Source organism: Pseudomonas sp. B16(2017) (assembly GCF_002113205.1).
In the GTDB taxonomy this organism is placed as follows: Bacteria; Pseudomonadota; Gammaproteobacteria; order Pseudomonadales; family Pseudomonadaceae; genus Aquipseudomonas; species Aquipseudomonas pharyngis.
Genome location: NZ_NEKA01000006.1, coordinates 23,388 through 40,066, shown reverse-complemented (window position 1 = coordinate 40,066; position 16,679 = coordinate 23,388). Strand labels below are relative to the sequence as shown.

Below are 16,679 nucleotides of genomic sequence, written 5' to 3'. Positions count from 1 at the left end.
GCCATGCGCCTGATCAATCGCCACCCGGATCGCCCGAGTCGCCTGTTGCTGGTGATCCTGCCGTTCGCCCTGGTGCTGTTCGCCTATTTCATGGGCTCGGCCGAGCGCCTGGCGGACAATCCCAACGACAAGCTGCTGCCCAGCGCGGTGCAGATGACCGACGCGGTGAAACGCCTGGCCTTCAACGCCGACAGCCGCACCGGTGAATACCTGCTCTGGCAAGACACCGCGTCGAGCCTGCGACGCCTGGCCATCGGCCTCGGCATCGCCGCACTGGCCGGGTTATGCCTGGGCATGGCCGCCGGCACCCTGCCGCTGTTCGGCGCACCGTTGTCGCCGATGCTGACGGTGCTGTCGATGGTGCCGCCACTGGCCATCCTGCCGATCCTGTTCATCGTCTTCGGCCTCGGCGAACTGTCGAAAGTGATGCTGATCGTGATCGGCATCACCCCGGCTCTGGCCCGAGATCTGGAACAGCGGGCCCGGGACATCCCCGTCGAACTGCTGATCAAGGCGCAGACTCTCGGCGCCTCGACCTGGACATTGATGCTGCGTGTGGTGCTGCCGCAACTGTTGCCGCGTCTGCTGATCTCGCTGCGGCTGATGCTCGGTTCGGCGTGGCTGTTCCTGATCGCCGCCGAAGCCATCGCCTCCACCGACGGTCTGGGCTACCGGATTTTCCTCGTGCGCCGCTACCTGGCGATGGACGTGATCCTGCCGTACGTGGTCTGGATCACCCTGCTCGCCTGGCTGATGGATTGGGGCCTCAAATACCTGACCCGTCGGGCATTCCCTTGGTATGAGGGGGCGGCCAAATGAGCTTCATCACGGTGAAAAACGTCTGGCAGCAATACGCCGACCAAGTGGTGCTCGAAGGCTTGAACCTCAACGTCAACGAGGGCGAGTTCTGCACGCTGGTCGGTGCTTCGGGCTGCGGAAAGTCGACCTTCCTGCGCCTGCTGCTGGGGCAGGAAACTGCCAGTCGCGGCGAAATTCTGCTCGACGGCCAGCCGCTGGCCCGAGAGCCGGATGCCAGCCGTGGCGTGGTGTTCCAGCGTTACTCGGTATTCCCGCATCTGAGCGTGCTGGACAATGTTGCGATCGGCCTGGAATTGCCGCGCGCTCCGCTGCTCGGGCGCTTGTTCGGAAGCGCGAAAAAAGACGCCCGCGAACAGGCCTCGGCGCTGCTGCACAAAGTCGGCCTCGGCCATGCGCTGGACAAGTACCCCGCGCAGCTCTCCGGCGGCATGCAACAGCGGCTGGCGATCGCCCAGGCGCTGATCATGAAACCGCGGGTTTTGCTGCTCGACGAACCGTTCGGCGCGCTCGATCCGGGCATTCGCAAGGACATGCACGCGCTGCTGCTGGCGCTCTGGCGCGAAACGCAACTGACCGTGTTCATGGTCACCCACGACCTGTCCGAAGGTTTCAGCCTCGGCACCCGCCTGCTGGTGTTCGACAAGGTCCGCCTCGACCCGCACGCCCCCGGCGCCTATGGCGCCCGCATCACCTACGACATCCCTTTGAACAGCGACCGCCGCGCCGAACGCGCCGCCGTCGACGCCCTGCCCGCCGCGTTGGCCGGCACGCTTCGTATTGCCTGAGAGGACTGCTCCCATGACTGATTCGACCCAACTGTTTCCACCCTTCGCCGAAGAAACCCTGCCCGGTGGCGGTCACCGTTCCTTCGTCCTTAAACGCGGCCAGTTGCTGCGCCTGACCGACCTGCGCGGCGGTGCCAACGTCAGCCTGACCCTGCTCAACGCCAACGAGAAAACCGAGCGCCTGAACCTGCCCGACAGCCTCAAGTGCCAACACACCGCCAAGCTCACCACCGGCCATTGCCTGTACTCGGACATGGGTCGGGTGCTGGCGGCAATCACCGCCGACACCTGCGGCTGGAGCGACAGCCTCGGCGGTGTGCTGTGCGCTGAAGAGGTCGCGGAAAAATACGGCCAGGGCCGCTATCAGGAACTGCGCAACGGCTTCTTTCGCAACGGCACCGACAACCTGCTGGTAGAACTGGGCAAGTGGGGCCTGGGCCTGTCCGACCTGCTGATGACCCTCAACCTGTTCAGCCGGGTCAACGTCGATGAAGCCGGGCGATTCCATTTCGTCGAAGGCCATTCGAAGGCCGGCGACTACATCGAGCTGTACGCGCCGATGGACACCCTCGTCGTCCTCACTGCCCTGCAACACCCGATGGATCCGTCGCCCGACTACGCGCCAAAACCACTGAAGCTGAGCTGGATGAACGCCGACGCCAGCGTCGCCGAACACTGCCGTACCTCGCGCCCGGAGAACGAGCGCGGCTTTATCAACACCGACCGTTTGTTCGCCTGAGGATCATCGCCATGTCAGTTGCTATCGCCACTTCGCAAAAACAACCCGACGCTGCGGTGTACCGCGCCACCATTCCCGCCGGCGAACCCTGGCTGATGGAGGTCAAGGCCGGCCAGACTCTGCGTATCCTCGATCTTGAGGGCAATCAGGCAGTCGATACGCTGTTCTACAGCCTCGCCAATCCCCGTGAACGCTACGACGTGCAACGCACTTTGCGCCGGCAGAACAGCGTGTACCTGAGCACCGGCAGCGTTTTGTATTCCAACCTTGGCAAACCGATGCTGACCATCATCGCCGACACCTGCGGCCGCCACGACACCCTCGGCGGCGCCTGCGCGCAGGAGAGCAACACCGTGCGCTACGCCCTGGAAAAACGCTACATGCACAGCTGCCGCGATAATTACCTGCGTGCCTGCGTCCACGACGGACGCCTGAGCAAAGGTGACATCGGGCCGAACATCAATTTCTTCATGAACGTGCCCGTCACTGCCGAGGGTGGCCTGACCTTCGAAGACGGGATTTCCGCCCCCGGCAAATACGTCGACCTGCGCGCGGAGATGGACGTGATCGTGCTGATCTCCAACTGCCCGCAATTGAACAACCCGTGCAACGCCTACAACCCGACGCCTGCGGAGCTACTGGTATGGAACTGACATTCGCCCGTCTGCGCCGTTGGGTTTTCGCCCTGTGCCAGGCCCGTTCCGGCCAGTGCCTGAAATCCCCAAAACACCCCTAAACCCTGTGGGAGCTGGCTTGCCAGCGATGGCGTCGGCATAGCCAACATTGATGATGACTGACACACCGCCATCGCGGGCAAGCCCGCTCCCACAAGGTCAATGGTGACTTTCGAAATTGTGATTTTGCCGTCGGGGACGACCCCGGCGCTCATCGAAAAACTGCGGGACGGCCCGCATCCCCTTCAGGGGTTTTGCCATGTTCGAAAAAGTCCTGATTGCCAACCGTGGCGCGATTGCCTGCCGCATTCTGCGCACCTTGCGTGAACTGCACGTCGAAGGCGTTGCGGTGTACTCCGAAGCCGATGCCGCCAGCCTGCACATCCTGCAAGCGGACGAAGCCCACAGCCTCGGTGAAGGCGCAGCGGCCGGCACTTATCTGGCCGTCGAAAAGATCCTCGCCATCGCCAAAGCCACTGGCGCCACAGCGATCCATCCCGGCTACGGCTTCCTCTCGGAAAACGCCGCATTTGCCGAAGCCTGCGCCAACCACGGCGTTGCCTTCATCGGCCCGACTCCGGAACAGCTGCGGGTGTTTGGCCTCAAGCACACCGCCCGCGCCTTGGCCAAACAGCACGGCGTGCCGATGCTCGAAGGCACCGAACTGCTCGACAGCCTCGACGCCGCGCTGACTGCCGGCGCAGAGGTCGGTTATCCGGTGATGCTCAAAAGCACCGCTGGCGGTGGCGGCATCGGCATGCGCGTGTGCCGCAACGCCAGCGAACTGAGCGAGTCGTTCGAAGCGGTGAAGCGCCTTGGCCAGAACAACTTCAGCGACGCCGGAGTGTTCATCGAGAAGTACATCCAGCGTGCGCGGCATCTGGAAGTCCAGGTGTTCGGCGACGGCCAAGGCGCAGTGATCGCCCTCGGCGTGCGCGACTGCTCGGTGCAGCGGCGCAATCAGAAAGTCCTCGAGGAAACCCCGGCGCCGAACCTGCCCGACGGCATGGCCGATGCGCTGTGCGCGGCGGCGATCAAACTGGCCAAAGCGGTGAATTACCGCAGCGCCGGCACCGTCGAATTCGTCTTCGACAGCGATGCGCAGCGCTTCTATTTTCTGGAAGTGAACACCCGGCTGCAGGTCGAACACGGCGTCACCGAACAGGTGTGGGGCGTTGATCTGGTGCGCTGGATGATTGAACTGGCGGCGGGAGATCTGCCGCCGCTGAGCACTTTGTTTGAGGGCCTGAAACCGGACGGCCACGCGATTCAGGCGCGGCTGTACGCGGAGGATCCGGGGCGCGATTTCCAGCCGAGCCCAGGGCTGCTGACCGCTGTGGAGTTTCCTGCGGCCAACGGCATTCAACTGCGCATCGACACCTGGGTCGAGGCCGGTTGCGAGATCCCGCCCTACTTCGATCCGATGATCGCCAAAGTCATCAGCTGGGCGCCGACCCGCGAACAGGCCCGCGCCGATCTGCATCAGGCCCTCGGCGACAGCCTGCTGTACGGCGTGGAAACCAATCGCGACTACCTGCGGCAGATTCTGCTCGATGCGCCGTTTGCCAGCGGCGAGCCGTGGACCCGTTGCCTGGAAGGCCTGGTGTACCGGGCCAACACCTTCGAAGTGCTGAGCGCCGGCACCCAGACCAGCGTCCAGGACTACCCCGGTCGCCTCGGCTACTGGGCGGTGGGCGTGCCACCCTCGGGGCCGATGGACAGCCGCGCGTTGCGTCTGGGCAATCGCTTGCTGGGCAATGACGAAGGCGCAGCGGCACTGGAAATCACCATGAACGGGCCGCTGCTGCGCTTCAATTGCGACGCGGTGGTGGCGGTGACGGGGGCGCCGTTGACGCTGACACTCGACGGCGAAGCGGTGCCGATGAATACCGTGCTGTTGATCGAAGCAGGCAGCCAGTTACATCTCGGCGGTTTGCTCGACGCTGGCGCCCGCAGCTACCTGTGCCTGCGTGGCGGCTTGCAGGTGCCGGATTATCTGGGTAGCAAAAGCACCTTCACCCTCGGTCAGTTCGGCGGTCATGGCGGGCGCGCTCTGCGCGCCGGGGACGTGTTGCACCTGGCCCCACTGAGCGACCGCAGCGTCGGGCAGACCCTGGCCCCGCATCACGTCAGCGAATTGCCCGCCGTGCGCCGGATCCGGGTGATCTACGGCCCCCACGGCGCGCCGGAATATTTCACCGAACACTACATCGATACGTTCTTCGCCACGCACTGGGAAGTGCACTTCAACTCCAGCCGCACCGGCGTGCGCCTGATCGGACCGAAGCCGGAATGGGTGCGCGCCGACGGCGGTGAAGCCGGGCTGCATCCATCGAACATTCACGACAACCCCTATGCCATCGGTGCGGTGGACTTCACCGGCGACATGCCAGTGATTCTCGGTCCGGACGGCCCGAGCCTTGGCGGTTTCGTGTGCCCGGTGACCGTGATCGAAGCGGATCTCTGGCAGCTCGGGCAACTGAAGGCCGGGGATAAGGTGCAGTTTGAACCGGTCGATCTCAAGACTGCCCGCGATCTCGCCCTGAAATGGGATGCCTCCGGGAGCTGGCCTGCCAGCGATGAAGTTGACGCGGTGTCTGCTCGGGCCCCATCGCTGGCAAGCCAGCTCCCACAGGGTCTGGTTTCGCCTGTGGTTCTGGAGTTGGGTCAGGACGACAAGCGGCTGGTCGGGCGTGTGTCCGGCGATACCCATCTGCTGCTGGAAATCGGCGCGCCGGAACTGGATCTGGTCCTGCGCTTTCGCGCCCATGCCCTGATGCAAGCGCTGGAAGGCAAAAACCTGCACGGCGTGATCGACCTGACACCGGGCATTCGTTCGTTGCAGATCCACTACCAGCCCGAACAATTGCCGCTGGCCGATCTGCTCGGCATCGTCGCCGGTGAATGGGATGCGGTGTGCGCCGCCCAGGACTTGCAAGTACCGTCGCGCATCGTCCATCTGCCGCTGTCCTGGGACGATCCGGCCTGCCAGTTGGCGATCGAGAAATACATGACCACCGTACGCAAGGACGCGCCGTGGTGCCCGAGCAACCTGGAGTTCATCCGCCGCATCAACGACCTGCCGAACCTCGACGAGGTGCAACGCACGGTGTTCGACGCGAGCTATCTGGTGATGGGCCTCGGTGATGTCTACCTTGGTGCGCCGGTCGCCACCCCGCTCGACCCGCGCCATCGGCTGGTGACCACCAAGTACAACCCGGCACGCACCTGGACCGCCGAGAACTCGGTGGGCATCGGCGGCGCCTACATGTGCGTCTACGGCATGGAAGGCCCCGGCGGTTACCAGTTTGTCGGGCGCACCTTGCAGATGTGGAACCGCTATCGCGAAGTCGCCGCGTTCGACGGCAAACCGTGGCTGCTGCGGTTTTTCGATCAGATCCGTTTCTACCCGGTCAGCGCCGAAGAACTGCTGCGCATCCGCCGCGACTTTCCTCTCGGCCGCTTCGACCTCGACATCGAACAGAGCCAGCTCAACCTCGCCGACTACCAGGCCTTTCTGCAACGCGAAGCCGAGACCATCGACGCCTTCCGGACGCAGCAACAGGGTGCCTTCCAGGCTGAGCGTGAACGCTGGATCGCCAGTGGCCAGGCGCACTTCGACAGCGAAGAAGCCGTGCCGGACAGCAGCGAAGACACACCGCTGACCAGCGGCCAGCAGAGTATCGATAGCCACATTGCCGGCAACCTCTGGCAGGTGCAGGTCGAGGTCGGCAGCCGCGTGGCGGCCGGTGATGTGCTGGTGATTCTGGAGTCGATGAAGATGGAAATCCCCGTGCTCGCGCCCATGGCCGGGGTGGTGCAGGACATTCGCGTGCAGCCGGGATCGGCGGTGCGTGCCGGACAACGGGTCGTGGTGCTGGAACTCGACTGAAACCATTTGCCAAAGGATCAACCCATGAATCTGCAACTCGATGCCCTGCGCCAGGCCTACCGCAATGGCGACACCACACCGCGGCAACTGCTGCTGGCGCTGCGGGACAAGGCGGCGGCGCTGAACCCGGACTACCACCTGTTCATCCACTTGCTCAGCGTCGAAGAATTGGAACCGTATCTGGCCGCCCTCGACGGTCGCGACCTCGACAGCCTGCCGTTGTATGGCGTGCCGTTCGCGATCAAGGACAACATCGACCTCGCCGGCATTCCCACCACCGCCGCGTGCCCGGCGTTCGCCTATGTGCCGGAGCGTTCGGCGACCATCGTCGAGCAACTGCTGGCGCTGGGGGCGATCCCGCTGGGCAAGACCAACCTCGACCAGTTCGCCACCGGCCTCAACGGCAGCCGTTCGCCTTACGGCGCCTGCCCGAACAGCGTGTTGGCGGAATATCCGTCCGGCGGCTCCAGCGCCGGTTCGTCGCTGGCGGTGGCGCTCGGCGTTGCCAGTTTTGCCCTCGGCACCGACACCGCCGGCTCCGGCCGGGTGCCGGCGGCGCTGAACAACCTGGTGGGTCTGAAAGCCAGCAAAGGCCTGATCTCCACCGCCGGCGTGCTGCCGGCCTGTCGCACGCTCGATTGCGTCACCACGTTCACCGCAACGGCGCGGGAAGCCAGTCAGCTACTGGCACTGACCGCGCGCCTCGATCCACGGGACGAATACAGCCGCAGCAATCCGTTATGGAACGACGGCTCCGCGTTCGGTGTGCCACGGCCGTTTCGCTTCGGTGTACCGCGTGCGCAAGACCTGGAATTTTTCGGCTGTGAGGAAGGCCCGCTGCTGTTCGGCGACGCCATCGACCGTCTGAAAGCTCTGGGCGGTGAAGCGGTCGAGCTGGACTTGTCGCCGTTCCTCGAAGCGGCGCGGTTACTTTATGAAGGGCCCTGGGTGGCCGAGCGCTACAGCGTGGCCGGCGAGTTGATGGAAGAAAATCCCGAAGCAGTGCTGCCGGTGATCCGCGCGGTGCTGGCCAAAGCACCGGCCGTCAGCGGCGTGCAGACGTTCCGCGCGCAATACCGACTGCAAGCGCTGAAAGCCGTTTGCGATAAAGCGCTGGAAGGACTCGACTGCGTGCTCACGCCCACTATCGGTCGTCCGGTGACGCTGGCGGAACTCGACGCCGAACCGGTGCGGCGCAATTCCGAACTGGGCTACTACACCAACTTCATGAACCTGCTCGATTACGCCGCCGTCGCCGTGCCCAGCGGTTTCATGGCCAACGGGCTGCCGTGGGGTGTGACGCTGTTTGGCCGGGCGTTTACCGATCAGTATCTGCTGGGTGTTGCCGATGCCTTGCAACGCCAGCATGATCTCGCGCTGCCGACGCCGAACAACCCGGCGCGCCATGACCGTGCACGACTGGTGGTCTGCGGTGCGCACCTGGACGGTCTGGCCCTGAACTGGCAACTGCGCCAGCGCGGCGCACGCCTGATCGAGGCCACCTACAGCTCGAAGGACTACAAACTCTATGCCCTGGCCGGCGGCCCTCCGTTGCGTCCGGGGATGCTGCGCTTGGCCGAAGGTGGCGTGGCCATCGAGGTGGAAGTCTGGGAATTGCCGAGCCGTGAGCTGGGCTCGTTCCTGACCGGCATCCCGGCACCGCTGGGACTGGGCAAGGTGCAACTGGCGGACGGCCGCTGGGAGAGCGGATTCATCTGCGAACCCTACGGCCTGGAAGGTGCAACCGACATCAGCCATTTGGGTGGGTGGCGAGCATATCTGCAAACCGGAAACTGATCCGAACACCGCCCCCTCTCGTTCCGGGAGGGGGCTGGATGAGTGAGCCATTCTCCAGACACCCCTGCCCGGCTGATCCCCCCGCATTTCAGGCACAAATCCCGCAGTCTTTTCCCCGCCGTGCCACTAGAATGCTGCCCATCGGGTCACTGTCAACGGAATTGCCAATGCCGCTCAGATCTGCGTTTCACTCCCAACGTTCGCTGGTCCTGACCCTGGTCGCCCTGCTCGGCGCAGGTTTCCTTGCTACTTCGCTGCTCAGCTACTACGCCTCGCGGGCGTCGATCCGCGACAACATCGTCAACACCGAACTGCCGCTGACATCCGACACGGTGTACTCGGAAATCCAGAAAGACCTTGTCAGACCGATCCTGATTTCCTCGATGATGTCCCGCGACACCTTCATGCGTGACTGGGTGGTGAACGGCGAGAAAGACAGCGACCAGATGACCCGCTACCTCGACGAGGTCATGACCCACTACGGCGCCTACACCGCGTTTTTCGTCTCCAATACCACCCACACCTACTACCACGCCAAGGGCGTGCTCAAGCAGGTGAAGATCGACGAGCCACGCGACGCCTGGTACTTCCGCGTGCGCGACATGAAGGATCCGTACGAGATCAACGTCGACCCGGACCTGGCCAACAAAGACAACATGACCTTCTTCATCAACTACAAGGTCTACGACTACAACGAACGCTTCATCGGCGCCGCCGGCGTAGGGCTGACGGTGGACGCGGTAATCAAGCTGATCGACAAGTACCAGCAGCGCTATCAACGCAGTGTGTACTTCGTCGACACCTTCGGCCGACTGGTGCTGACCGGCGCCGAGGGCGGGCCGGAAGGTGCGCGGGTCGGGAAAAGCCTGACCGACCTCGACAGCATGAAAAGCCTGGTCAGCCAATTGCCCAAACCCCACAGCGGCAGCTATGAATATTCCACCCACGGCCAGGGGCATTTCCTCAACGTGCGGTTTATTCCGGAGTTGAACTGGTACCTGTTCGTCGACAAACGCGAAGACGGCGCGCTGAGCGAAATCCGCCAGTCGCTGTACCTCAACCTGCTGATCTGCCTGCTGGTGACGTTGATCGTGCTGGCCCTGGTCAACCGCTTGATCCGCCGCTATCAGGAAAAGATCCACGCCCAGGCCACCCTTGACAGCCTCACCGAACTGCCCAACCGCCGCGGCTTCGACCTGCTCGCCGTGCAAGCGCTGCACGAAGCGCACCGTGAGCCGAAACCGCTGACCGCGCTGCTGCTGGATCTGGACCACTTCAAGGCTTTGAACGACACCTACGGGCACATGGCCGGCGATCAGGTGCTGATCGGGTTCGCCCGGGACCTGCAAAGTTGTCTGCGGCATTCCGATATCGTCTGCCGTTGGGGCGGTGAGGAATTTATCGTGCTGCTGAAGGACACCGACGGCGAAACCGGTCAGAAGATTGCCGAGAAGATCCGCCAGCACGTCGAACAGCATGAATATGCGTACAACGGTCACACCCTGAATCTGACCGTCAGCATCGGCGCCACCACCCTGCAACCGGATGACACCTTGCACAGTCTGCTGTCCCGGGCCGATCATGCAATGTACCGGGCCAAACAGACCGGCCGTAACCGCACCTGCGTGGAAATGCCTCACTCGACCTATGCCTGACGCCAAGAACATACCTGACCTCTGCCCGGCCTGCGGCGCCCGCAACGACTGCACCCTGGCCGACCCGCGCACCGCCGACCGTGCCTGCTGGTGCTACGGCGTTTCCATCGATCCGGCAGTGCTCGAAGCCCTGCCGCCGGAACTGCGCGACAAGTCCTGCCTGTGCCCGCGCTGCGCCCAGGTCGAGGCGCAACTGCAAGCGGCCAGGCCGTCGATCCCGTAAGATGCGCGCCCCGCTTCCTGCCGATTGCTGATCATGCGTGTCGACCGTTTCCTGAGTAACCTGCCCCGCTACAACCGCAAGCAGGTTCGCCTGTTGCTGGTGGAAAAGCGCGTGCGCATTGACGGAAAAGTCGTCAGCGATCCCCACAGCGAAGTCCTTGAGTTCAGCCGCGTGGAGGTCGACGACGAAGTGCTGCAACCCGGCAAACCGGCGCGCTACTTCATGCTGTACAAACCGCAGGGCTGCGTCAGCGCCACCCGCGATCCCGAGCATCCGACCGTACTCGACCTGATCCACGAGCCAGACAAAGACGACCTGCACATCGCCGGGCGGCTGGATTTCAACACCACCGGGCTGATGCTGATCACCAACGACGGCAGCTGGTCGCGGCGCCTGACCCAGCCGCAGACCAAACTGCCGAAGGTCTATTACGTCGAGACCGAACAGGAGATCGGCCCGGAATATGCGATCAAGTTCGCCGAGGGGATCTACTTCGCCTTCGAAGACCTGACCACCCAACCGGCGCAGCTGCAAGTGCTCGGTCCGCGAACTGCGCGGTTGAGCATCGTCGAAGGTCGTTACCATCAGGTGAAGCGCATGTTCGGCCACTTCAACAACAAAGTGCTGCGCCTGCACCGCGAATCCATGGGCCCGCTGCCGCTCGATCACGCGCTAAAACCGGGCGAGTACCGCGCTTTGCGCACCGAAGAGATTCATTTGTTCTAAGCAGCCGACCGCTCAGCAGAAGTTGTCGAACAATTTACCAACGGCACTTGCGCGATCCGGATCCCCCTGCTTGAATCAGGTCGTCGGCCAAATTGTGACCGATGAGTCACACATAACATCCAAGAAACTTTTTGTCGGTAGACAGCCCATCAGGGCTGCGCCTCAGCCGGCAGACTGCCCGCCAATAACAACACCCGTCGACCTGCCGTTCCGGATCGACATGGGCCACAAAATTCCAGGCATATGCCTACCTGTCACAAAGCTCGTGCAATCTCATTTGCGCGCATACCCGCTTGCTTGCCAGGAGTCTTATGACATGAGGCCAGAAATCGCTGTGCTGGATATACAGGGTCAGTATCGGGTTTACACGGAGTTCTATCGCGCAGACGCCGCAGAAAAGACCATCATCCTGGTCAACGGCTCGATGGCCACGACTGCGTCGTTTGCACAAACCGTGAAAAATCTGCACCCGCAATTCAACGTGGTCTGCTACGACCAGCCCTACGCGGGCAAGTCGAAAGTCCACAACCGCCACGAGAAACATCTGACGAAAGAAGTCGAAGGTCTGATCCTGCTGGAGCTGATCGATCACTTCGCCGCCGAGCACGTTTTGTCGTTCTCCTGGGGTGGCGCCGCGACCATGGTCGCCCTCGCGCATCAGCCTCGGCGCATTGAAAAAGCCGTGATCAGCTCGTTCTCGCCAGTAATCAACGCGCACATGCTTGATTACCTCGAACGCGGCGTCGAATGCCTCGGCAAACGCGACGGCGACCGAGTCGGGCACCTCGTCAACGACACCATCGGCAAACACCTGCCGTCACTGTTCAAGCGCTTCAACTATCGCCACGTCAGCAGCCTGGCCGAGCACGAATACGGGCAGATGCATTTCCACATCAACGACGTGCTGCACAGCGACCGTCAGTGCTATTTGAACGCGGCGAAGAAAATCAACGTACCGGTGCTGTTCCTGAACGGCGAATGGGACGAATACACCGCCGCCGAAGACGCCCGACTGTTCGGCAACCATGTCGCACAGAGCACCTTCACTACCCTGCAGGCCACCGGGCACTTCCTCGACATGGAACACAAATCCGCCTGCCGGGACAGCCAGAACGCCCTGCTCGGTTTCCTGAAACCGGCGCAACAGGCCAGCCGAACGCGTTACCCGTTTGTCCAGGATCACCATGCATTGGCCATTTGAAACAGTGTCGTCGCGAGCAAGCCTGCGAGGCTGAGATTCAGCCGTCCTCCAGCCCGCAGCGCTTGCCCGCGATTGACCGACTTCGGCTCTGTTTCAAGACTTTCCGTAGTTCGCGTGCAAAGAAAACTTCAAATCCGTGGCCGAGTCTGGTACAAAGTCAGCCGCTCTGAGCGGGTGTCGTATAATGGCATTACTCCAGCTTCCCAAGCTGATAACGAGGGTTCGATTCCCTTCACCCGCTCCAATCGAATTTATGTCCTGCGTCGTGGTTTGACGGGGGATGCGCAAACAGAAAAAACCGGCCTTGATGGCCGGTTTTTTTGTGTCCGGGATTTGGTACCGAGCAGCCAGCTTTGAACCATTCAGAAACAACACGTTGATTGAATTCCCTCCGTCTGCGCTTACGCTCCTGACAGTCAGTCACTCATGTCGTGAGCGCTCGTTATCGAAGCGTTCGGCCTCAAGGGAGAGATTCGGGGAGAGATCCGCATGCCTCCCCGGCTGCGTCTCGTCCGGAGACGATCAAGGGTATGAGATTGAAATGGTTTCGATGGAGTGCTCAACGTAAAGCCAGGCTGGAGCGGTTTGACCATCAAAAATTTAATTCTGCATTATTGTGGCTTATAAACATAAATTGCAGTTAACTCATATCAGAATGGAGTTAACTGAATTGACGCATGAAGGTTAACTCTATAATTTTGGGTATTAACCGACCTTTATGCGATATAAGGCACACCATGCTGGAATTAAGCTTCAGCAAACCAAGCGAGATCGTCAAACGGCTCTGCCAACGCCTGCGCACAGAGCGGATAGCCCTGCAGATGACACAAGCCGATGTGGCTGCTCGCGCCGGTGTCGGCACCAATACGGTGGCCAACCTTGAAGCCGGGCGGAATGTCAGTTTCGAAACCGTAGTCCGAGTGGCCATGGTTGTGGGGCGCGTCCAGGAAATCGAAGACCTGTTCTTGCCAAAACTGGACAGCCTGGACGACATCCTTCGTTACGAAGACAGCTCCAGGCGTCAGCGCATAAAAAGGAAATCAGGAAATGCTTGAACGAGTGGACGTCTACTACGACGGCTGGGGTGAACACTGGCGGTGGGGCACGCTCGTTTCCACGACGGCTATCACCGGTCGCCCATTGATCGTGTTCGAGTACAGCGACGAGGCAAAGAGTAGAGGCCTGGAATTGTCGGCGTACAGACTTCCATTGGAAGGCCCCAAGTTAAGGCGTGACTTTCCGCTCCATCAACTGGGTTTGCCTGGACCGGTCTACGATGCACTGCCGGATGGGTGGGGCATGCTTCTGATGGATCGCTTGTTCAAGCGACGCGGCCTTAACTCTGCACGCATCGGCCCGCTCGAGCGCCTCGCTTACATCGGCAACAATGCCATGGGCGCAATGTCATTCGAGCCGGTGGCACCCGAGGCGCTGGAGCCGCAAGTTGAGGTCTCCATTGATCTGCTGGCTGCCGAGGTGCAGGAAGTCCTCAAGGGTGAGGGTGGCGAGTTCTTGCAACAGCTGTTGCTGGTGGGTGGATCTCCGCAGGGTGCCAGACCAAAAGCCTTGGTCTATCGCGATCCGCGAACAGGCACCTTTACCACCATAGCCAGATCAGGCTTCGAGGCCTGGCTGGTCAAGTTTCCCGCCCGGCAGGAGCATCCCGAGGTATGTGCCATCGAAATGGTCTACGCCGAATGCTTGCGGATGTGTGGAATAAAGACACCTGACACTCAGTACTTCAGCCTGCCGAACGGGCTGGCAGCGTTTGCTACCAAACGCTTTGATCGCGAAGACGACTTACGCGTGCCGATGCAAAGTCTCGCAGCCTTCACGGCCGCCGATTTCCAGAATGCCGGTGCGCTGGACTACGTCAACTTCCTGCGTGCGACCCACCTGTGCACTAATGACGTTCGGGAGAAAGCGCTCGCGTTTGAGCGTGTAGTTTTTAACGTCGCGTTCAACAATCGCGATGACCACCCGAAGAACTTCGCCTACATAATGTCGAAATCCGGCCAGTGGACGCTGGCGCCAGCCTACGATGTGACCTTCTGCGAGGGTCCCGGCGGATACCACCAGATGGACGTTATGGGCGAAGCTTTGGAGATCGGCCGAAAAGCCATGCTCGATCTTGCAGAGGAAGCAGAGGTTTCGGCTGAAACGGCCGACGGCATCATCGCCCGATTCTGCGAGGTAGCTGATCAGTTCGCGACGATGGCAGAAACGATGTACCCCGGCGTCATCACTCAGGACACGTTGCAGACCATCCAGAAACGAATCGATGAAAACGTCGAGCGGCTTCGCTGAGATTGCTCTGCCAAAGCGCCAAAAATGGAAAAACCAGTCGCGATGATCGGTTTTTTTATGCCTGCCATAGACCTTCACGTCAGCCAGCATCCGGAGGAAAAGTGTCGTTCCGCGTTTTTGGCTTCGGCTGCGTTGCGTATGTTGGGTTCGTGAGTAATCTCTCGCCGCACACAAAATTGGCGTGATGCTCGCCATGTTTTCAGACGTTTCCCAGCGACCAGTCCTTGAGATTCCGCTAGCATTAGCACACCCAAGAGGACGCTTGGGGTTAACGGATGTATTCAACAAGGACGACTCATGCTTTCTTCCGCACGGTTGGGCGATAAACACGTTTGCCCGCTGCCAGGACATGGCACAACCCCGATTGCCTCAGCCTCAGCTGATACCAATATCAATTTCATGGGCGCCGCTCGCGTTGGCGATACGTGCGGCTGTGGCGCAGTGATCACCACCGGTTTTCCATCGATTCTGATTAACGGCCGACCAATGGCTCACCTCTCCAGCCCCACCAGTCACGGTGGAACGATCATCACCGGCAGTGACGACACCTTTGGTGGTTTTGTTCTTGGGAGCGCCGTTGGTAGTCCTGTTATCGATTTCGCCTTAATGGGTGCGATTCGCCCTGACGGAAAGGTTGATGAGGAACGAATGGCCACACTGCTGGCCGATCCTCAGTTGAAAACCAAGGCAACGGCTGTGGGTGCCCTTGTCGATCCTAACGCCCCAAAAAAACCGCCAGCCAAGAAGGCCAAACCTGAGGAAGAAAAGAAACCTGCCGCCTGCACTCACCCCGATAACATGGAGCCCGTGGCGGCTTACATTGCCGATGAGATGAACCGGAACATTCTGCATCCGTCGGTCGTGAAAATGAAAAATGCCAACAGCTTCGATCCGGCAGCGGAGACAAGGAAATACCGGGAGCTGCCGTGGTATGCCCGAATCGGGGAACCGCCGAACTACTACACCATGGCTCTGGGAAAGAAAGCAGCGGCATTGACGTTGTGGACGGAGCGGGTTGGACAGAATCGCCCTTGGGATCACAAGCCGATTATCAAGAAGCGGTTCGGCTCGTATTACTACAAACACGGGAAATACGATTACTTCTACGACATCTGGTCGAACATCCATTACGGTTATGTCGGCAGAGCTGGGGGATTATCCGAAAGCCTTTTGCTGGATGGCGCAGGACTTGAACAGATCGCATCTGACTCGATTCGTAAAGCCCAGGACTGGAAGAACAAACCCGGGCCACGTCAGTCACCGGGTGTCGAAGGGCTGCGGGCTTGGGATGACGTCGCCGACAGGGTTTCCATCAGCATTGGTGTGAAGTTGTACAAGCGATACCCACACGGTGGAATTACAGCAAAAATCGTCATGGATGAAGTGCTCGCCGTAGCACCTGAAAATTGGGGAGATGGAGTCAGTGTCCACGAATGCAAGTAAGCGACGCCCGCTCTATCTCGTTATGCGGTTACTTATTCTTGTGGTGTTGACGTATCTGGTTTGGTACGTCGCAGTGCCACGCGTCGAGATTGATTTCTCGAAAGAAGGCACAGGTGATTTGAGGTTTGTGCTGAATACGCAAAATGAGATCTTTCGCGGAAACCTTGCCCCCGGAGAGTCTACGGGCGGGCCAGGGCATCTGTTTCCCGATGATGACTTTTTTATGGAGTTTGATTGGCGTAATGCCGGGCAAAACCATTGCATCAGGATCACCCCGAAATGGCCCACGACTAAAATTCATATCGGGCACAATGGCGAGGTTGACCGTAGCGCTGGCAGTGGCACTGATGTCGATCAGCTGGAGCCCTGCGCACCTTGAAGATTTATACGAGACAACCTTCGTAAAGAAAAACCGGCT

At 60.9% G+C, this 16,679-nt stretch carries 14 protein-coding genes and 1 tRNA gene; all 15 read left to right on the top strand.

Features of this window, described 5'->3' with window-relative positions:
- Nucleotides 1-3: 3 nt before the first annotated feature.
- The 15 genes from CAG25_RS11740 to CAG25_RS11670 all read left to right on the top strand — a co-directional run bounded on the left by CAG25_RS11740 (nt 4) and on the right by CAG25_RS11670 (nt 16,640).
- Entirely contained in the window at nt 4-819 is an 816-nt protein-coding gene (locus CAG25_RS11740) for an ABC transporter permease (RefSeq protein ID WP_085611623.1), read from the top strand.
- The gene (locus CAG25_RS11735; protein ID WP_085611624.1) at nt 816-1,604 is read left to right on the top strand and encodes an ABC transporter ATP-binding protein; all 789 of its coding nucleotides are present in this window, start codon (nt 816-818) and stop codon (nt 1,602-1,604) included. Before CAG25_RS11740 ends, CAG25_RS11735 begins: the two co-directional genes overlap by 4 nt.
- Before the next feature lie 13 nt (nt 1,605-1,617).
- The gene (locus CAG25_RS11730; protein WP_074691078.1) at nt 1,618-2,343 is read left to right on the top strand and encodes an urea amidolyase associated protein UAAP1; all 726 of its coding nucleotides are present in this window, start codon (nt 1,618-1,620) and stop codon (nt 2,341-2,343) included.
- 11 nt (nt 2,344-2,354) lie between these two features.
- Entirely contained in the window at nt 2,355-2,996 is a 642-nt protein-coding gene (locus tag CAG25_RS11725) for an urea amidolyase associated protein UAAP2 (RefSeq protein ID WP_085611625.1), read from the top strand.
- 280 nt (nt 2,997-3,276) lie between these two features.
- Nucleotides 3,277-6,909, top strand: a complete 3,633-nt coding sequence (uca, locus tag CAG25_RS11720; RefSeq protein ID WP_085611626.1) for an urea carboxylase — start codon at nt 3,277-3,279, stop codon at nt 6,907-6,909.
- 24 nt (nt 6,910-6,933) lie between these two features.
- Nucleotides 6,934-8,706 (top strand): allophanate hydrolase, encoded by a 1,773-nt coding sequence (gene atzF / locus CAG25_RS11715; protein ID WP_085611627.1) that lies wholly within the window; start codon nt 6,934-6,936, stop codon nt 8,704-8,706.
- 167 nt (nt 8,707-8,873) lie between these two features.
- Nucleotides 8,874-10,361, top strand: a complete 1,488-nt coding sequence (locus CAG25_RS11710; protein WP_085611628.1) for a sensor domain-containing diguanylate cyclase — start codon at nt 8,874-8,876, stop codon at nt 10,359-10,361.
- The gene (locus tag CAG25_RS11705) at nt 10,354-10,584 is read left to right on the top strand and encodes a cysteine-rich CWC family protein (RefSeq protein WP_085611629.1); all 231 of its coding nucleotides are present in this window, start codon (nt 10,354-10,356) and stop codon (nt 10,582-10,584) included. The genes CAG25_RS11710 and CAG25_RS11705 overlap by 8 nt, the downstream gene beginning before the upstream one ends.
- A 33-nt stretch (nt 10,585-10,617) precedes the next feature.
- Entirely contained in the window at nt 10,618-11,310 is a 693-nt protein-coding gene (locus CAG25_RS11700) for a pseudouridine synthase (protein ID WP_064600709.1), read from the top strand.
- A gap of 316 nt (nt 11,311-11,626) precedes the next feature.
- A complete protein-coding gene (locus CAG25_RS11695; protein WP_085611630.1) occupies nt 11,627-12,511 on the top strand; it encodes an alpha/beta fold hydrolase in 885 nt (294 codons plus the stop codon).
- Nucleotides 12,512-12,681: 170 nt separating this feature from the next.
- Nucleotides 12,682-12,755, top strand: a tRNA-Gly gene (locus CAG25_RS11690).
- Nucleotides 12,756-13,248: 493 nt separating this feature from the next.
- Nucleotides 13,249-13,566, top strand: coding sequence for a helix-turn-helix transcriptional regulator (locus CAG25_RS11685; RefSeq protein WP_085611660.1), 318 nt, complete (start codon nt 13,249-13,251; stop codon nt 13,564-13,566).
- A complete protein-coding gene (locus tag CAG25_RS11680) occupies nt 13,559-14,818 on the top strand; it encodes a type II toxin-antitoxin system HipA family toxin (RefSeq protein WP_085611631.1) in 1,260 nt (419 codons plus the stop codon). Before CAG25_RS11685 ends, CAG25_RS11680 begins: the two co-directional genes overlap by 8 nt.
- A 297-nt stretch (nt 14,819-15,115) precedes the next feature.
- Nucleotides 15,116-16,261: a polymorphic toxin type 44 domain-containing protein gene (locus tag CAG25_RS11675; protein ID WP_085611632.1), complete on the top strand. Its 1,146-nt coding sequence runs from the start codon at nt 15,116-15,118 to the stop codon at nt 16,259-16,261.
- Entirely contained in the window at nt 16,242-16,640 is a 399-nt protein-coding gene (locus tag CAG25_RS11670) for a hypothetical protein (protein WP_256575345.1), read from the top strand. The genes CAG25_RS11675 and CAG25_RS11670 overlap by 20 nt, the downstream gene beginning before the upstream one ends.
- Nucleotides 16,641-16,679: the final 39 nt, after the last annotated feature.

Excerpts from the sequence above, each read along its gene's own strand:
- CAG25_RS11740 (WP_085611623.1), top strand. The coding sequence starts at position 4 with ATGCGCCTGATCAATCGCCACCCGGATCGCCCGAGTCGCCTGTTGCTG.
- CAG25_RS11735 (WP_085611624.1), top strand. The coding sequence starts at position 816 with ATGAGCTTCATCACGGTGAAAAACGTCTGGCAGCAATACGCCGACCAA.
- CAG25_RS11730 (WP_074691078.1), top strand. The coding sequence starts at position 1,618 with ATGACTGATTCGACCCAACTGTTTCCACCCTTCGCCGAAGAAACCCTG.
- CAG25_RS11725 (WP_085611625.1), top strand. The coding sequence starts at position 2,355 with ATGTCAGTTGCTATCGCCACTTCGCAAAAACAACCCGACGCTGCGGTG.
- uca (WP_085611626.1), top strand. The coding sequence starts at position 3,277 with ATGTTCGAAAAAGTCCTGATTGCCAACCGTGGCGCGATTGCCTGCCGC.
- atzF (WP_085611627.1), top strand. The coding sequence starts at position 6,934 with ATGAATCTGCAACTCGATGCCCTGCGCCAGGCCTACCGCAATGGCGAC.
- CAG25_RS11710 (WP_085611628.1), top strand. The coding sequence starts at position 8,874 with ATGCCGCTCAGATCTGCGTTTCACTCCCAACGTTCGCTGGTCCTGACC.
- CAG25_RS11705 (WP_085611629.1), top strand. The coding sequence starts at position 10,354 with ATGCCTGACGCCAAGAACATACCTGACCTCTGCCCGGCCTGCGGCGCC.
- CAG25_RS11700 (WP_064600709.1), top strand. The coding sequence starts at position 10,618 with ATGCGTGTCGACCGTTTCCTGAGTAACCTGCCCCGCTACAACCGCAAG.
- CAG25_RS11695 (WP_085611630.1), top strand. The coding sequence starts at position 11,627 with ATGAGGCCAGAAATCGCTGTGCTGGATATACAGGGTCAGTATCGGGTT.
- CAG25_RS11685 (WP_085611660.1), top strand. The coding sequence starts at position 13,249 with ATGCTGGAATTAAGCTTCAGCAAACCAAGCGAGATCGTCAAACGGCTC.
- CAG25_RS11680 (WP_085611631.1), top strand. The coding sequence starts at position 13,559 with ATGCTTGAACGAGTGGACGTCTACTACGACGGCTGGGGTGAACACTGG.
- CAG25_RS11675 (WP_085611632.1), top strand. The coding sequence starts at position 15,116 with ATGCTTTCTTCCGCACGGTTGGGCGATAAACACGTTTGCCCGCTGCCA.